At 66.8% G+C, this 15,327-nt stretch carries 15 protein-coding genes; 6 read left to right on the forward strand and 9 right to left on the reverse strand.

Annotated features, from left to right (window positions below):
* Window positions 1-4: 4 nt before the first annotated feature.
* Together IMW82_RS07305 and IMW82_RS07310 are read right to left on the reverse strand one after the other, a co-directional pair.
* Complete coding sequence (locus tag IMW82_RS07305) at window positions 5-865, reverse strand: glycosyltransferase family 2 protein (protein ID WP_211004133.1); 861 nt, start codon at window positions 863-865, stop codon at window positions 5-7.
* A gap of 180 nt (window positions 866-1,045) precedes the next feature.
* The gene (locus IMW82_RS07310; RefSeq protein WP_211004134.1) at window positions 1,046-1,273 is read right to left on the reverse strand and encodes an AbrB/MazE/SpoVT family DNA-binding domain-containing protein; all 228 of its coding nucleotides are present in this window, start codon (window positions 1,271-1,273) and stop codon (window positions 1,046-1,048) included.
* Window positions 1,274-1,631: 358 nt separating this feature from the next.
* On the opposite strand from IMW82_RS07310, the gene pilB reads away from it, so the two are divergent.
* The 5 genes from pilB (at window position 1,632) to IMW82_RS07335 (ending at window position 7,614) form a co-directional block, all read left to right on the forward strand.
* A complete protein-coding gene (pilB, locus tag IMW82_RS07315; RefSeq protein WP_211004135.1) occupies window positions 1,632-3,356 on the forward strand; it encodes a type IV-A pilus assembly ATPase PilB in 1,725 nt (574 codons plus the stop codon).
* A 143-nt stretch (window positions 3,357-3,499) separates the two neighbouring features.
* A complete protein-coding gene (locus tag IMW82_RS07320) occupies window positions 3,500-4,771 on the forward strand; it encodes a type II secretion system F family protein (protein ID WP_211004136.1) in 1,272 nt (423 codons plus the stop codon).
* 131 nt (window positions 4,772-4,902) lie between these two features.
* Window positions 4,903-5,760 carry an A24 family peptidase gene (locus IMW82_RS07325; RefSeq protein WP_211004137.1) on the forward strand — a complete coding sequence of 286 codons (858 nt, stop codon included), beginning with the start codon at window positions 4,903-4,905 and terminating at the stop codon, window positions 5,758-5,760.
* Entirely contained in the window at window positions 5,757-6,380 is a 624-nt protein-coding gene (gene coaE, locus IMW82_RS07330; RefSeq protein ID WP_211004138.1) for a dephospho-CoA kinase, read from the forward strand. The genes IMW82_RS07325 and coaE overlap by 4 nt, the downstream gene beginning before the upstream one ends.
* Before the next feature lie 706 nt (window positions 6,381-7,086).
* On the forward strand, window positions 7,087-7,614 hold the full coding sequence (locus IMW82_RS07335; RefSeq protein WP_211004139.1) for a transposase: 528 nt from the start codon (window positions 7,087-7,089) through the stop codon (window positions 7,612-7,614).
* Window positions 7,615-7,687: 73 nt separating this feature from the next.
* Here the strand turns inward: IMW82_RS07335 and IMW82_RS07340 are convergent, their stop codons facing one another.
* The 4 genes from IMW82_RS07340 to lgt form a co-directional block, all read right to left on the reverse strand.
* Window positions 7,688-8,650, reverse strand: a complete 963-nt coding sequence (locus tag IMW82_RS07340) for a Nudix family hydrolase (RefSeq protein WP_280518344.1) — start codon at window positions 8,648-8,650, stop codon at window positions 7,688-7,690.
* Window positions 8,650-9,138, reverse strand: a complete 489-nt coding sequence (locus IMW82_RS07345; RefSeq protein ID WP_211004140.1) for a dihydrofolate reductase — start codon at window positions 9,136-9,138, stop codon at window positions 8,650-8,652. The genes IMW82_RS07340 and IMW82_RS07345 overlap by 1 nt, the downstream gene beginning before the upstream one ends.
* A 219-nt stretch (window positions 9,139-9,357) precedes the next feature.
* Entirely contained in the window at window positions 9,358-10,152 is a 795-nt protein-coding gene (locus IMW82_RS07350; protein WP_211004141.1) for a thymidylate synthase, read from the reverse strand.
* A gap of 22 nt (window positions 10,153-10,174) precedes the next feature.
* The gene (gene lgt / locus IMW82_RS07355) at window positions 10,175-10,990 is read right to left on the reverse strand and encodes a prolipoprotein diacylglyceryl transferase (protein WP_211004142.1); all 816 of its coding nucleotides are present in this window, start codon (window positions 10,988-10,990) and stop codon (window positions 10,175-10,177) included.
* Window positions 10,991-11,231: 241 nt separating this feature from the next.
* Here lgt and IMW82_RS07360 point away from each other — a divergent pair, with 241 nt between their 5' ends.
* Window positions 11,232-13,193 (forward strand): S9 family peptidase, encoded by a 1,962-nt coding sequence (locus tag IMW82_RS07360; protein ID WP_244754171.1) that lies wholly within the window; start codon window positions 11,232-11,234, stop codon window positions 13,191-13,193.
* Between the two features lie 110 nt (window positions 13,194-13,303).
* On the opposite strand, the gene IMW82_RS07365 is transcribed toward IMW82_RS07360, so the two are convergent.
* Genes IMW82_RS07365 through IMW82_RS07375 form a run of 3 tightly spaced genes read right to left on the reverse strand, consistent with a single transcriptional unit; the run spans window position 13,304 to window position 15,293 of the window.
* Entirely contained in the window at window positions 13,304-13,807 is a 504-nt protein-coding gene (locus IMW82_RS07365; RefSeq protein ID WP_211004143.1) for a TPM domain-containing protein, read from the reverse strand.
* Entirely contained in the window at window positions 13,807-14,676 is an 870-nt protein-coding gene (locus IMW82_RS07370) for a TPM domain-containing protein (protein WP_211004144.1), read from the reverse strand. Before IMW82_RS07370 ends, IMW82_RS07365 begins: the two co-directional genes overlap by 1 nt.
* Window positions 14,676-15,293 carry a LemA family protein gene (locus IMW82_RS07375; protein WP_211004145.1) on the reverse strand — a complete coding sequence of 206 codons (618 nt, stop codon included), beginning with the start codon at window positions 15,291-15,293 and terminating at the stop codon, window positions 14,676-14,678. The genes IMW82_RS07370 and IMW82_RS07375 overlap by 1 nt, the downstream gene beginning before the upstream one ends.
* Between the last annotated feature and the right edge of the window lie 34 nt (window positions 15,294-15,327).

The raw sequence follows: 15,327 nt of genomic DNA on the forward strand, positions 1-15,327 counted from the left end.
TGGCCTACGTGTTGCCGTCGCGCCGATACGTCAGCGCAGTGACCTGCTCGGACACCAGCCCGATCAGGAACACGATTACCGCCGCGCTCCACATCAGCGTGCTGCCGTTGGTGAGGCGACCTTCGTGCACGAAGGTCCAGGCGTAGTTGGCACAACCGAGCAGAAAGAACAGCGCACTCGCCGGCACGAACAACTTCAGCGGCGAGTACAGCGTGGCAATCTTGAAGATGATCAGCAGGAAGCGCACACCATCGCGCAGGGGCTTGATGTGGCTTTTGCCGACGCGTCGAGCGGCCTTGATCGGCAGGTAGGCCACCGGATAGGCGCTACGGAAGAAGGCCATGGTGCTGGTGGTGGGGTAACTGAAGCCGTTCGGCAGCAGGTGCAGGAATTCGCGGAACTTGTCCGCGCGCACGGCGCGGAAGCCGGAGGTGAGGTCCAGCACGCGATGGCCGGTCATGCGAGTGGCCAGCCAGTTGTACAGCGTGTTGGCGAGGCCGCGGCCGACGCCGGCCTGGCTGCCCCAGTCGCGTGCGCCGACCACCATGTCGTAGCCGCGTTCCAGTTCGGCCAGCAGCCGTGCGACGTCAGCCGGATCGTGCTGGCCGTCGCCGTCCATGAACACCAGGATGTCGCCGCTGGCGGCACGGGCGCCGCGCTTGATCGCTGCGCCGTTGCCCATTGAGTACGGCGAGGACAGGCACTGGACGCCGCCGCTCTTGCAGACGCTGCGGGTGTCGTCGGTGGAACCGTCGTCGACCACGATGATCTCGGCCTCGGGGTGGGCAGCGCGCAAACGCGGCAACAACGCGGCCAGCGCGGGCGCTTCGTTCTTGGCGGGCAGGATGATGCTCAGGCGGTTCAACAGGCGACTCCCCCGAATGGAGAGGGGATCATAGCGTGAAGGCCGGCTGGGGGTTGTGGACGGGGTTGGTTTTTTGGGGTGCGGCTTGGGTCAGAGCGTCAAGCAAGGTCGAGGCTTTGGCCGACTGCGCGGCATCGTCCTGCATGATGTAACTCACCAGCACATGGGTATCCAGGCCGATTATTTCGCCGCTGCACCCGCTGCAGCGATCACGGCGTTCATCCGCTCGATCGATATCGTCTTGGGCGCCTTGCCGAACATGCTCTTGAGTGCGGTTATGGAGCGCGTGACGGCGGCGAACTCATACCCCACAAGCTCCACTCGATCCGCGGCACGCAGGTGCATGGCCTCGCGCACGGCAACCGGGATCGTGATCTGGCCCTTGTTGGTAACGCTGGTGGTGGTCATGGCCTTCTCCAGTGCCGACGGGGAGATTTGCGGGGTCTTGGAGCGGGAGATCAAGAGCTTTACCCCCTCCTGACCTCCCCCTGCACGCAGGGGGAGGAACTGAACGTGGGACCTCTGCACGCAGGGGGAGGAACCGAACGTGGAGCCTCTGTGCGCGAGGAACTGAACATGGAGCCTCTGCGCGCAAGGGGGGGAACCGAGCCTCACGGCCCCGCACCGACCAAGGAGGAGAACCAGGCTTGCGGAAGCTGGCTTGTGCGCTGCATCACTGCGCTGGATCGGGCTTGCATGGAATGGGTGACCTGCGCGCTGGACTGCGGTAGATTCAACAACATACAGGGGCAAGGTCGAGCAGATTATGTCATCTCAATTGCAACCATCGCTCGCGGGCCTGTCAGGCATGGCGCGCCGACTGGTGTCCGAGGGGGTGATGCCCGAAGACGTCGTGCGCAAGGCGATGGCCGACAGCAACCACAGCAAGTCCACGCTGACCACCTGGCTGCTGGATCGCAACCTGGTCGACAGCGCCGAACTGACCCGGATCGCCTCGGCCGAATTCGGCATGCCGACGATGGACGTGGCCGCGCTGAACCCGACAACGATGCCGCTGGACCTGATCAGCGAGGCGCTGATCACCAAGCACCAGACGCTGCCGCTGTTCCGCCGCGGCAAGCGCCTGTTCGTGGGCATCGCCGACCCGATGCAGTCGCATGCGCTGGACGAGATCCAGTTCCACTCCAACTGCATGGTGGAACCGATCCTGGTGGAGCGTGGCTCGCTGCAGCGAGTGATCGAGAGCCTGCTCAACAACCTGCGCAACACCATGCCCGACATGGGTAGCGGCGACCTGGACGAGCTGGACGTCGAGGGCGGCGACGACGAGGGCGAATCGAGCAGCGGCGTCGACGCGAACGCGAACGACGACGCGCCAGTGGTGAAGTTCGTCAACAAGATCCTGGTCGACGCGATCCGCCGCGGCGCCTCGGACATCCATTTCGAGCCGTTCGAGACTCAGTACCGGGTGCGCCTGCGCATGGACGGCATCCTGAAGGCGGTGGCCAGCCCGCCGATGAAGATGGCCAACCGCATCTCCTCGCGCATCAAGGTGATGGCGCAGCTGGACATCGCCGAGAAGCGCGTGCCGCAGGACGGTCGCATCAAACTCAACCTGTCCAAGACCCGCGCCATCGACTTCCGCGTGAGCACGCTGCCCACGCTGTTTGGCGAGAAGATCGTGATGCGTATCCTGGACGGCTCCTCGGCCCGGATCGGCATCGAGAAGCTTGGCTACGAGCCGGAGCAGCAGAAGCTCTACGTCGACGCCATCCACAAGCCGTACGGCATGGTGCTGGTCACCGGCCCCACCGGCTCGGGCAAGACGGTGTCGCTGTACACCGGCCTGAACATGCTCAACACCGCCGAGCGCAACATCTCGACGGTGGAAGACCCGGTGGAAATCCGCGTCGAGGGTATCAACCAGGTACAGCAGAACGTGAAGCGCGGCATGACCTTCGCCAGCGCGCTGCGCTCGTTCCTGCGCCAGGACCCGGACGTGATCATGGTCGGCGAGATCCGCGACCTGGAGACCGCCGAGATCGCGATCAAAGCGGCGCAGACCGGCCACATGGTGCTGTCCACCCTGCACACCAACGACGCCGCGCAGACCATCTCGCGCCTGATGAACATGGGCATCGCGCCCTACAACATCACCTCGTCGGTGACCCTGATCATCGCCCAGCGTCTGGCGCGGCGCCTGCACGACTGCAAGAAGCCGATCGAACTACCGCCCAAGGTGCTGCTGGACGCCGGCTTCAGCCAGGCCGACATCGACGCCGGGCTGACCATTTACGAGGCCGTCGGCTGCGACAGCTGCAACGAGGGTTACAAGGGCCGCGTGGGCATCTACCAGGTGATGCCGATGCTGGAGGATATCCAGAAGATCGTCCTGCAGGGCGGCAACGCGCTGCAGATCGCCGAGGTGGCCAGGGCCGCGGGCATCAACGACCTGCGCGCGTCGGCCCTGCTCAAGGTGAAGCAGGGACTGACCAGCCTGACCGAGATCGACCGCGTTACCAAGGAATAAGCGACGGACCCGGACGTCCGTTGCACCAAACTTGCGTCCGACGCCACGGTTTGGCGCCGCAAAAATGACATAAGCTGTACCGGATACCTTGTCAGCCGCCGCAAAGGACGGCTTCGGGACTGGACCACTGGGGGAAGATGCGCATGGCTACGGCTACCGCAACGAACATCAACAAGGCGCGTGAGCTCGGTGCCCAGCGCGCCGAGGTCAGCAAGCTGACCACTTACGAGTGGGTGGCGCTGGACAAGCGTGGCAAGCGCATGAAGGGCGACATGCCGGCGAAGAACGCCTTGCTGGTCAAGGCCGAACTGCGCCGCCAGGGCATGAACCCGCAGACCGTGCGCGAGCGCGCCAAGCCGCTGTTCGGCGCCACCGGCAGCACCATCAAGCCGGGCGACGTGGCCATCTTCAGCCGTCAGATCGCCACCATGATGGCGTCCGGCGTGCCGATGATCCAGGCCTTCGACATCATTGCCGACGGCCAGAAGAACATCCGCTTCAAGAACGTCCTGCTAGACGTGAAGCAGAACATCGAGGGCGGTGCGTCGCTGCACGAGGCGCTGGGGCGTTACCCGGTGCAGTTCGACGAGCTGTACTGCAACCTGGTGAAGGCCGGCGAGGCCTCCGGTGTGCTGGACACCGTGCTGGACACCGTGGCGACCTACAAGGAGCGCACGGAAGCGATCAAGAAGAAGATCAAGAAAGCGCTGTTCTACCCGATGATGGTGCTGGCGGTGGTATTCATCGTCGTGCTGATCATGCTGCTGTTCGTGGTACCGGTCTTCGCCAAGACCTTCCAGGACGCCGGCGCGCAGCTGCCCGCACCCACCCAGCTGCTGGTGACCGCCTCGCGGTTCATGCAGAGCTACTGGTTCGTGGTCGTCGGCGTGATCGGCGGCAGCATCATCGCAATCGTGCTCGCCAAGAAGCGCTCGGTGAAATTTGCCCACTTCCTCGACCGCATGTCGCTGAAGATGCCGGTGATGGGCAATATCGTGCGCAACTCGGCGATCGCCCGCTTCGCCCGCACGCTGGGCGTCACCTTCCGTGCCGGCGTGCCACTGGTCGAGGCGATGGACGCGGTGGCCGGCGCCACCGGCAGCGTGGTCTACGGCGATGCGGTCAGGCAGATGCGCGAAGACATCTCGGTCGGCCACCAACTGCAGCTGGCGATGAAACAGACCGGCTTGTTCCCGAACATGGTGGTGCAGATGACCGCGATCGGCGAAGAGTCCGGCGCGCTGGACAACATGCTGTTCAAGGTGGCCGAGTTCTACGAGGAAGAGGTGAGCAACGCCGTCGACACCCTCTCCACCTTGCTCGAACCGATCATCATGGTGGTGCTCGGCACCTTGGTCGGCGGCATGGTGGTGGCCCTGTACCTGCCGATCTTCAAGCTCGCCGGCACGTTCTGACGCAGCCTCAAAACCGGATCAAGAGCCGGCGGGCATTGCCCTCCCTACTTGGGCGCCACGCTCCGTAGGGCGGGCACTGCCCGCCTCTTTATTTCCCCTGCCGAGGGGTACCTGAAACACAAGGCCGACGCATGCCCGAACTTCCCCTTGTCCTGTGGATCGCCCTGGCCGGCGTGCTCGGCCTGCTGGTGGGCAGCTTTCTCAACGTGGTGATCCTGCGGCTGCCCGAGCGCATGGCAGCGGCATGGCGGCAGGAGGCACGGGAGGTGCTGGAGCTGCAGGCTGATGCCACGCCGCTGCCGCCGGGCATCGTGCGCGAGCCGTCGCACTGTCCGCACTGCAAGCATCCGCTGTCGGCGCGGGACAACATCCCGCTGTTCGGCTGGCTGCTGCTGCGCGGGCACTGCCGTTACTGCCAGGCGAAGATCTCGATCCAGTACCCGCTGGTGGAACTGCTCAGCGGCGTGCTGAGCGCGGTGGTCGTGTGGAAGTTCGGACCGTCGTGGGCTGCGCTGGCCGGACTGGCGCTGACCTGGACCCTTATCGCGCTGTCCGGCGTCGACTTCCGCACCCAGCTGCTGCCCGACCAGCTCACTCTGCCGCTGCTGTGGCTGGGCCTGCTGCTGGCGCTGCTGCCGATGTTCGTCACCGCGCCGGCCTCGATCCTGGCCGCGGCGATCGGTTACCTGAGCCTGTGGAGCGTGTACTGGGCGTTCAAGCTGCTCACCGGCAAGGAAGGCATGGGCCACGGCGATTTCAAGCTGCTCGCCGCGCTGGGTGCGTGGATGGGGCCGGTGTCGCTGCTGCCGATCATCCTGCTGTCGTCGCTGATCGGCGCGCTGGTCGGCGGCACCCTGATCGCGCTGCGCAAGCATGAGCGCGAGATCCCGATGCCGTTCGGTCCGTTCATCGCCGCCGCCGGCTGGGTCTGGTTCGTGGCGGGCGCGGACCTGCTGCAGGGCTACATGCAGCTCACCGGCCTGCGATGAGCGCGCGGCCGCACGCCCTGGTGATCGCCCTCACCGGTGGCGTCGCCGCCGGCAAGACGGCGGTGACGCGGCGCTTCGAGGCGCTGGGCGTACACGTGCACGATGCCGACGTGGCCGCCCGCGAGGTGATCGAACCGGGCACGCCCGGGCTGGCCGAGGTGGTCGACGCGTTCGGTGCCGGGGTGCTGGATGGTTCCGGCCGACTGGATCGCCCGGCCATGCGCCAGCGGGTGTTCGCCGACCCTGCGGCGCGAAAAATGCTGGAGGCGATCATTCACCCGCGCGTGCGCCAGTGGCTGCGCGAGCGCACGCTGACCGAGTGCGGGCCGTACTGCTTGCTGGCGATTCCCCTGCTGGCCGAGAACATCGAACACTATCGCTGGGTCGACCGTGTGCTGCTGGTCGACGCCCCCGAATCCGTGCAGATCGCCCGCCTGGTCGCCCGCGACGGCATCGACGAAGCCCTCGCCCGCCGCATGCTGGCCCACCAGGCCAGCCGCACCGAACGCCTGGCCCTGGCCGACGACGTGATCGAGAACAGCGGCGACGAAGCCGCCCTCGACACCGCCGTCGCCGAACTGCACCAACGCTACCTGGCGCTGTCCCGCCACAGCCCGTAGGGCGGACACCGTCCGCCGCTCTCCGCCACCTCCCGCAACAAAGCCAGAGCCGGCGGGCATTGCCCGCCCTACGCCGCGTCCTGTAGGGCGGACACCGTCCGCCGCTCTCCGCCACCTCCCGCGACAAAACCAAAGCCGGCGGGCATTGCCCGCCCTACGCCGCGTCCTGTAGGGCGGACACCGTCCGCCGCTCTCCGCCATCTCCCGCAACAAAGCCAGAGCCGGCGGGCATTGCCCGCCCTACGCCGCGTCCTGTAGGGCGGACACCGTCCGCCGCTCTCCGCCACCTCCCGCGACAAAGCCAGAGCCGGCGGGCATTGCCCGCCCTACGCCGCGTCCCGTAGGGCGGACACCGTCCGCCGCTCTCCGCCATCTTCCGCAACAAAGCCAGAGCCGGCGGGCATTGCCCGCCCTACGCCGCGTCCTGTAGGGCGGACACCGCCCACCGCTCTCCGCCATCTTCCGCAACAAAGCCAGAGCCGGCGGGCATTGCCCGCCCTACGCCGCGTCCTGTAGGGCGGACACCGTCCGCCGCTCTCCGCCATCTTCCGCGACAAAGCCAGAGCCGGCGGGCATTGCCCGCCCTACGCCGCACCCCGTAGGGCGGACACCGTCCGCCATGCCCACGGCCGCGTCGTCCGGATCCGGGCGCCGGCGTGACCTTCCCCGACAGACAGCTCGCGATGCGGCTTGCCAGCATCGCTGCATGCCCAACTACCGCCGTGCAAGGATTCCGGGAGCGACTTATTTCTTCACCGTCGTGACGGCACGACGGCGCCCCTTGCTGGCTACCGCCGAAGCCGTGGCGGCCTTGCGCCGGAGTGTCGTCGAAGTGCACCGGCAGCTGCCGTTTTCGATCGATGCGTGGGTGATGTTGCCGGATCACATGCACGCGATCTGGACACTGCCGGTGGACGATTTCGATTTCTCCGCACGGTGGGGAAGGATCAAGGCCGGATTTACCCGGTACTGTGGCAAGGCACACACGTCCGCGCCAGGACGCAACGCTGGCCTCTGGCAGCCCCGCTTCTGGGAACACCTGATTCGCGACGAGGCCGACTTCGCTGTGCACATGGATTACACGCATTACAACCCGGTGAAACACGGGTACGTGAGGCGCGTGATCGACTGGCCGTATTCGAGCTTTCATCGCTGCGTACGGCAAGGCTTCTACGCCGCCGATTGGGGCGACGGCGAGCCCCGTCGCCCGCCGGGCAGGACGTTCGGCGAGTGACCGAAAAGAGCCGGCGGGCGCAGCCCGCCCTACAACAGCCGCTGCGTAGGGCGGACACCGTCCGCCGCTCCCGCTACAGCCAGAACTCGCGGATGCCGGCGACGCCCTGGCCGCTGTTGTCGCGGGCCTGGGCGACGTGCGCGGGGGCCATGCCGCCGAAGGCGTAGACCGGCAGCGCGGCGGCTTCGGCCAGGGACTGAAAACGAGACCAGCCCAGCGGCGGGGTCTGCGGATGGCTGTGGGTGGCGGCGACCGGCGACAGTGTGGCGAAGTCCACGGCAAGCCGTTCGGCCTGGGCCAGGTCGGCGGCGTCGTGGCAGCTGACGCCGACCAACTGCGACAGCGGCAGCGGGCGCTCGGACAGGGTCGCCAGCTGACGCCCCTTGAGCTGCACGCCGATGCCGAGCCGCCGCGCACCTTCGATGTCGCCGCAAAGCAGCAGTTGCGAGCCGTGCCGGCGGGCCAGCGGCAGCAGGCCGGCGGCCAGTTCGCGCACCAGTTCGCGTGGCCACAGCGGCAGCTGCAATTGCACTAGTTGCCGACTGCGCTCGATCGCCTGGCCGATGCGTTCGAACCAGAGGCCGCGTTGCCCCGGCCGCACGTCGGCCGGGGTGATCGCGTAACGGGTCGGCAGTCGCAGCGCCTGCAGGATCCAGCGGTCGGCCGGAGTCAAGATGGAGGGGTCGACCTGCTCCGGCGGCAGCCACTGCAGCGCCTGCCCTTCCAGCGACTGCGGCTCGTCTTCCCACTGGTCGGTCTGCCAGGCATCCAGCAGCAGTTCGCGCTCGGGGTAATGGCACGGCACCCGGATCAGCGGATCGGCGCGCAGCAGGGTGATGCCGAGTTCCTCGCGCAACTCGCGCGTCAATGCCGCCATCGGCGTTTCGCCGGGCTCGAGCTTGCCGCCGGGGAACTCCCACATGCCGGCCAGATGCTTGCCGGCCGGCCGCTGCGCCAGCAGCACGCGCCCCAGGGCGTCGAGCATGACGGCGGCCATCACGTGCATGGCCGGCTTCGGCACCGCCGCTGCCAGCATCAGCTGTTGCGCAGGTATTCGACCATGTCGAAGTCGTAGGCGTGCTCGGCATCGGCCTTGTGGTGCACGCGGGAGACTTCGGTCCAGTCGCTGAAATGGATGCCGGGGAAGAACGCGTCGGCGCCGTCGACCGCGGCGCCGACCCAAGTGAGGTACATGCGGCGGGCACGCGGCAACGCCTCGGCGAACACCATGCCGCCGCCGATCACGATCAGGCCGGTGTTGTCGCAGCGCGCCTGCGCCTCCTCGATCGAGCGCACGGTGATCTGGCCCGGGTACGGCGCCTCGTGTCGGCGCGTCAGCACCAGGTTGACCCGGTCCGGCAGCGCGCGGCCGATCGACAGCGCGGTGTTGTAGCCCATCAGCACGTTCTTGCCGGTGGTCAGCTGCTTGAACCAGCGCAGGTCGTCGGGCAGGTGCCAGGGCAACTGCCCCTTGCGGCCGATCGCGAAGTTTTCGTCGAGTGCGGCAATCAGCGAAATGGCCATGGCGAATCCTTGGGAGGCTGGATCGATGGAATGGCCTGCGCCTGCAGATGGCACTGCCGATAACGCCGGATATTAACAGGCGGCAGCGGCGGCGCGCCGGTTTCGCATGTTTATGCGCAGCGGCTAGCTTTGTAGGGCGGGCACTGCCCGCCGCTCTACATCATGCTCAAGTAGTGCGGAAGCCGGCGGGCAGTGCCCGCCCTACGAAGCCGGAACTTCCTAGACGGCGACGCTGGCCTTGATCGCCGGATGCGGCTGGTAGCCCTCGATCGCGACGTCCTCGTAGCGAAAATCGAAGATCGAGCGCACCGCCGGATCGAGCTTCAGCCGCGGCAACGGCCGTGGTTCGCGGCTCAGCTGCAGCTGCGCCTGCTCCAGGTGATTGTTGTACAGGTGCGCGTCGCCCAGCGTGTGCACGAAGTCACCCACGCCCAGGCCGCAGACCTGCGCCACCATGTGGGTGAGCAGCGCGTAGCTGGCGATGTTGAACGGCACGCCGAGGAAGATGTCGCCCGAGCGCTGGTACAGCTGGCAGCTGAGTTTTCCATCCGCCACGTAAAACTGGAACATCGTGTGGCACGGCATCAGCGCCATCTTCGGCAGCTCGCCGACGTTCCACGCGCTGACGATCAGCCGTCGTGAATCCGGGTTGCGCCGGATCTCGTCGACCACCCAGGCGATCTGGTCGACCGCGCCGCCGTCGGCGGCGGGCCAGGCGCGCCACTGCCGGCCGTAGACCGGGCCGAGATCGCCGTTCGGGTCGGCCCATTCGTCCCAGATGCGCACGCCGTGTTCTTTCAGGTAGGCGATGTTGGTGTCGCCGCGCAGGAACCAGATCAGCTCATGCACGATCGACTTGATGTGCAGTTTCTTGGTGGTGACCAGCGGGAAACCATCGTTGAGGTCGAAGCGCATCTGCCAACCGAACACGCTGCGCGTGCCGGTGCCGGTGCGGTCGGTCTTTTCGGTGCCATGGTCGAGGACATGGCGGAGCAGGTCGAGATAGGCGCGCATCCGGCAAGTATAGGCAGGCGCGTCAGGCAGTGGCGAGCGGCAGGGTCGGCGCGCGCCGCGACATAGCGAGCAGCAGCAACCCGACCGCGATCAGCGGCAACGACTGCATCTGCCCCATCGTCACCCACGACGTGCCGAACAGGTAGCCGAGCTGCGCGTCGGGCACGCGCACGAACTCCACCGCGAAGCGGAAGCAGCCGTACAGCAGCGCGAACAGGCCGGACACCAGGTAGCGCGGCCGTGGTTTCAGCGAGACCAGCCACAGCACCACGAACATCACCACGCCTTCGAGCAGCATTTCGTACAACTGCGAGGGATGCCGCGGCAGCCGGTCCGGCGCCTGCGGGAAGATCATTGCCCACGACACGTCGCTGGGCTTGCCCCACAACTCGCCGTTGATGAAGTTGCCCAGCCGGCCCAGGCCCAGCCCGATCGGCACCAGTGGCGCCACGAAGTCGATGGTGTCGAAGAAGTGCAGCTTCTGCCGGCGCGACCACCACCAGCCCGCCGCCAGCACGCCGAGCAGGCCGCCGTGGAAGCTCATGCCGCCGTCCCACACCTTGAAGAGGGTTTGCGGCGCAGTCCAGATCCAGCTGATGTCGGCGTAGAACAGCATGTACCACACGCGTCCGCCCACGATCACGCCCAGCATGCCGTAGAACAGCAGGTCGCCCAGCGCATCGCGGCTGACCGGCAAGCGGCCGCGCCGACGCCGGTATTCACCCAGCACGGCGACGAAGAAAAAGCCGAGCAGGTACATCAGGCCGTACCAGTGCACCTGGATCGGGCCGAGCTGGAAAGCGACGGGATTGAAATCGACGACGTAAGGCTGGGACATGGCGAGCGCGCTGACGGATAAAGGCCAAGTGTAGCGGGACGCTGGAGCGGGCGGCGGCGGCACCTCTTCCGCCCGGGCTTTCGCAGGAACTAGAATCCTCCCTCGATACCGTCACATCGTCCGCACTGGGGAGTCCGGACGAGGGTAGCGCTGCTAGTTTGCCAGGGATGTCCGCATCCAGCCGTACCGTCTTGCTCCAGACGGCCGGACTTGTCGCATGGAGCTTCAGGGGAGAAAACCGATGTCGTACCGTCTTGCGCGGACCATGCTGTCCGCGGCCTGCCTGCTGTTGCCCGCTGCCGCCGTAGCCGCCGATCTGGTGCCGGTGGAGGATTTCGCGCGCCACGCGCAACTCTCCATGCCGCGGCTTTCACCGGACGGCAGGCACCTCGCCGTCAACATGAACGATACCGACGGCAACTCGCATGCGCTGGTCGTCTACGACGTGACCGACATGAGCAGGCCGGTCAGCCTGCTGCGCCTGCCCAAGTACGAGCTGGCCGTCGGCATCACCTGGGTCAGCAACACCCGGCTGGTGGTGGAAAAAGGCAAGCAGATGGGCTCGATCGACAAGCCCGCCGCGACCGGCGAAGTGATCGCCACCGATTTCGACGGCAAGAACCAGGACTATCTTTACGGCTTCGAAAGCAAGTTCGGCTCGCGTGCCGGCACACGCGGCACCGACCGCGGCTGGGGCTTCCTGGCCGGGCTGCCGACGCCGACCAACGGCCGCTTCTACATGACCACGTACGGCTGGGAAAGCCAGGACTACAGCACCCTGTACGACGTCGACGCGGGCAAGAACACGCGCCGCCTGATCGGCCAGATCAAGATGAGCGGACTGGACTTCATGGTTGGCGCGGACGGCAAGGCCCACTACGCCTATGGCCGTAACGACAACTGGGACTACGTGGTCTACCACCAGCAGGCTGGCGGCTGGACGCCGATGGCTGCCGCCCGGATCGGCAGCAGCTTCACCCCGATCGACTCCACGCCCGACGGGCAGCGCGTCTACGCCCGCTACAACGCCGGCGGCGGCCCGACCTCGCTGGTCGAACAGGACGAGGACGGCGGCAACCGCAAGGTGCTCGCCAGCGACGGTTTCAGCAGCATCGGCAGCATCGAGTGGACGGCGCTGCCGCGCCAGCCGTTCGCCACCGTACCGGCCACCGGCATGCCGCAGACCAGCTACATCGACGCGAACACTCCCACGGCCAAACTGCACCGCGCGCTGAGCCAGAAATTCGCCGGCCATGTCCAGTTCGTCGACTTCAGCGAGGATGGCAGCAAGCTGCTGTTCTGGGTCGGCAGCGATCGCGACCCGGGCACCTACTACCTGATCGACACGCACAACTACAAGGTGAGCAAGCTGTTCGCCGAGGAGCCGTGGATCGACCCGGCGAAGATGGCCGAGCGACGTCCCCTGCACTTCAAGGCCAGCGACGGCATGGAACTGGAGGCGATCCTCACGATCCCCCGGGGCGTTGCCGGCAACAACCTGCCCATGGTGCTGCTGCCGCACGGCGGCCCGATCGACGTGCAGGACACCTGGTACTACGACGACGACGCGCAGTTCCTGGCCAGCCGCGGCTATCTGGTGCTGCAGGTGAACTACCGCGGCTCCAGCGGTCGCGGCGTCGGTTTCCAGGAAGCCGGCTACCTGAAGTGGGGTACCCGCATCCAGCAGGACCTGATCGACGGCGTGAAGTGGGCCATCGCGGAAAACTATGCCGACCCGAAGCGCGTCTGCGTCTACGGCGGCAGCTTCGGCGGCTACTCGGCCATGATGACCACGATCCGCGCACCGGGCATGTTCAAGTGCGCGGTGGGCTACGCCGGCATCTACGACCTGAAGATGATGTACAGCAAAGGCGACATCCGCGAAAGCAAGTCCGGCCGCAACTACCTGAACATGGTCATCGGCAAGGACGACGCCGATCTCGATGCGAACTCGCCCGACAAGCTGGTCGACAAGATCGACGTGCCGGTGCTGCTGATCCACGGTGAAGACGACAAACGTGCACCGTTCGCGCAGGCCAAGGCGATGCGCGCTGCACTCGACGCCGCGCACAAGCCGTACGAATGGCTGAGCAAGCCGGGCGAAGGCCACGGTTTCTACAGCGAAGAGAACAACATCGAGTTCTACAACCGGCTGCAGGCCTTCCTCACCAAGCACATCGGGCCGGGCGCCAGCGCACGCTGACTCCGCCAACGGTAGGCCACTCCCGGAAGGCGCTTCGGCGCCTTCCTTTTTTGCGAGTGCATGGGGCGTGCTTGTGATGGACCGTCAGCCCACCCGTGAAGCACCGCAGCTCAGAGCAGCACCGGTCGGTCCGGCAGCTCGTCGGGATTGGCCTTGCCGTCGCCGGGGAAATGCCGTTCCAGCAAGGCGTTGGCGGCGGCAATGCCGTCGAGACTGCCGCTGCGCCATTGTCCGGCGGCATAGCTTTCGCGCATGCGGGCGCAGAGGTTCGCCCATTCGTGCGTCGACGCCTTCGCCGCGATGCCGCGGTCGGCGACGATCTCGATGCGGTGCTCGGCCATCAGCACGTAAAACAGCACGCCGCTGTTGAGTTCGGTGTCCCACACGCGCAACTGGGCAAACACCTGGCGCGCGCGGGTCGCGGCATCGAGGCCCTCCAGCACGGCCAGCGGCGCCAGCCGCGATTCCACCGCGAAGCGGATCTCGCCCAGGTGGGTGCGCTCGCCGGCGGCGATCGCCGCGGCCATCTCGTCCAGCAATGCGGGCGGAAAACGCCGCGACAGCTGGAACCAGCTGCCGCAAAGATTCGCCCACAGTCGCCGCATGCGCGCCATCACCAGCTCCCCGAAGAACCGCCACCGCCGAAGCTGCCGCCACCGCCGCTGAAGCCGCCACCGCCGAAACTTCCGCCGCCACCCCAACCACCACCACCGAAACCACCCCAGCCGCCGCCACCGATCGAACGGCCGGCACCGCCGGGCAGCAGCATCAGCACGCCGCCGACCAGCGCGCCGAGGATGCCGGCGCCCATCGAGATCAGCAGCCACAGCAGGCCGCCGACCAGCACGGCGCCCAGCGGCGTGCGCAGCCAGCGGCTGGTGCGGCCGAAAATGCCGCGCAGGAACAGCGCCACGAACACGGCGATCATCAGGCCGCCCTGCAGATCGAGGCCGGGGCGGTCGCGCTCGGGAGCGCCTTGCACCGGCGGCGGCAGCGGCTCGCCGTCGATCAGCTGGGTCAGCGCGCCAACCGCGTCGCTGATGCCACCGAAGTAGTCGTTGCCGCGGAACTTCGGCGCGATGTATTCGCGGATGATGCGTGCGGTGGCGGCGTCGGGGATCGCGCCTTCCAGGCCGTAGCCCACCTCGATGCGCACGCGGCGGTCGTCCTTCGCCACCAGCAGCAGCACGCCGTCGTCGGTGCCCTTGCGGCCCACCTTGTTCGCCTCGGCCACCGCCAGCGAGTAGCCCTCGATGTCCTGCTCGCCGGTGCTGCCGACCATCAGCACTACCAGTTGCGCGCCCTTGGCTTTTTCCAGCGCCACCAGCTGCGCGTCGAGCTGGTCGACCTGTGGCGCGCTCAGCGTGCCGGTGAGGTCGGTGACGTGCCGCGCCAGTTTCGGCACGGCGTCGGCCGCCAGCAGCAAGGCCGGCAGCAGCAGCGCCAGCAGCAGCCAGCGGCGCGGGAGGCGCCCGGGCATCATCAACGCGTCGCGGCAGGCGCCGGCGTGCTGGTGCCGAAATCCACCTTCGGCGCGGTGGAGATCGCCTGCTCGTTCTCGACCGAGAAATTCGGCTTGACCTGGTAGCCGAAGATCTTCGCGGTCAGGTTGTTCGGGAAGGTGCGGATCATCCCGTTGTACGCCTGCACCGCTTGCACGTAGCGGTTGCGCGCCACGGTGACGCGGTTCTCGGTACCTTCCAGCTGCGCCTGCAGGTTCTGGAACAGGCCGTCGGCCTTCAGTTGCGGATAGTTCTCGCTGACCACCATCAGCCGCGACAGCGCACTGCCCAGCTCGCCCTGCGCGGCCTGGAATTGCTTGAGCTTCTGCGGATCGTTCAGCGAATCGGCATTGACCTGCAGGCTGCCGACCTTGGCGCGAGCTTGGGTCACCTCGACGAAAACCTTCTCCTCGTGCTGGGCGTAGCCCTTGACCGTGTTGACCAGGTTAGGCACCAGGTCGGCACGGCGCTGGTACTGGTTCAGCACTTCGGACCAGGCTGCCTTGACCGCCTCGTCCTGCTTCTGGATGGCGTTGTAGCCGCAGCCGCTCAGGCCGAAGGCCAGCAGCAACAGCACGAGATGGCGCAGAAGTTTCATGGAGTCGCTCCGATCCGGTGGAAGGCCATTCCAT

This window comes from Rhodanobacter sp. B2A1Ga4, assembly GCF_018101315.1.
In the GTDB taxonomy this organism is placed as follows: domain Bacteria; phylum Pseudomonadota; class Gammaproteobacteria; order Xanthomonadales; family Rhodanobacteraceae; genus Rhodanobacter; species Rhodanobacter thiooxydans_A.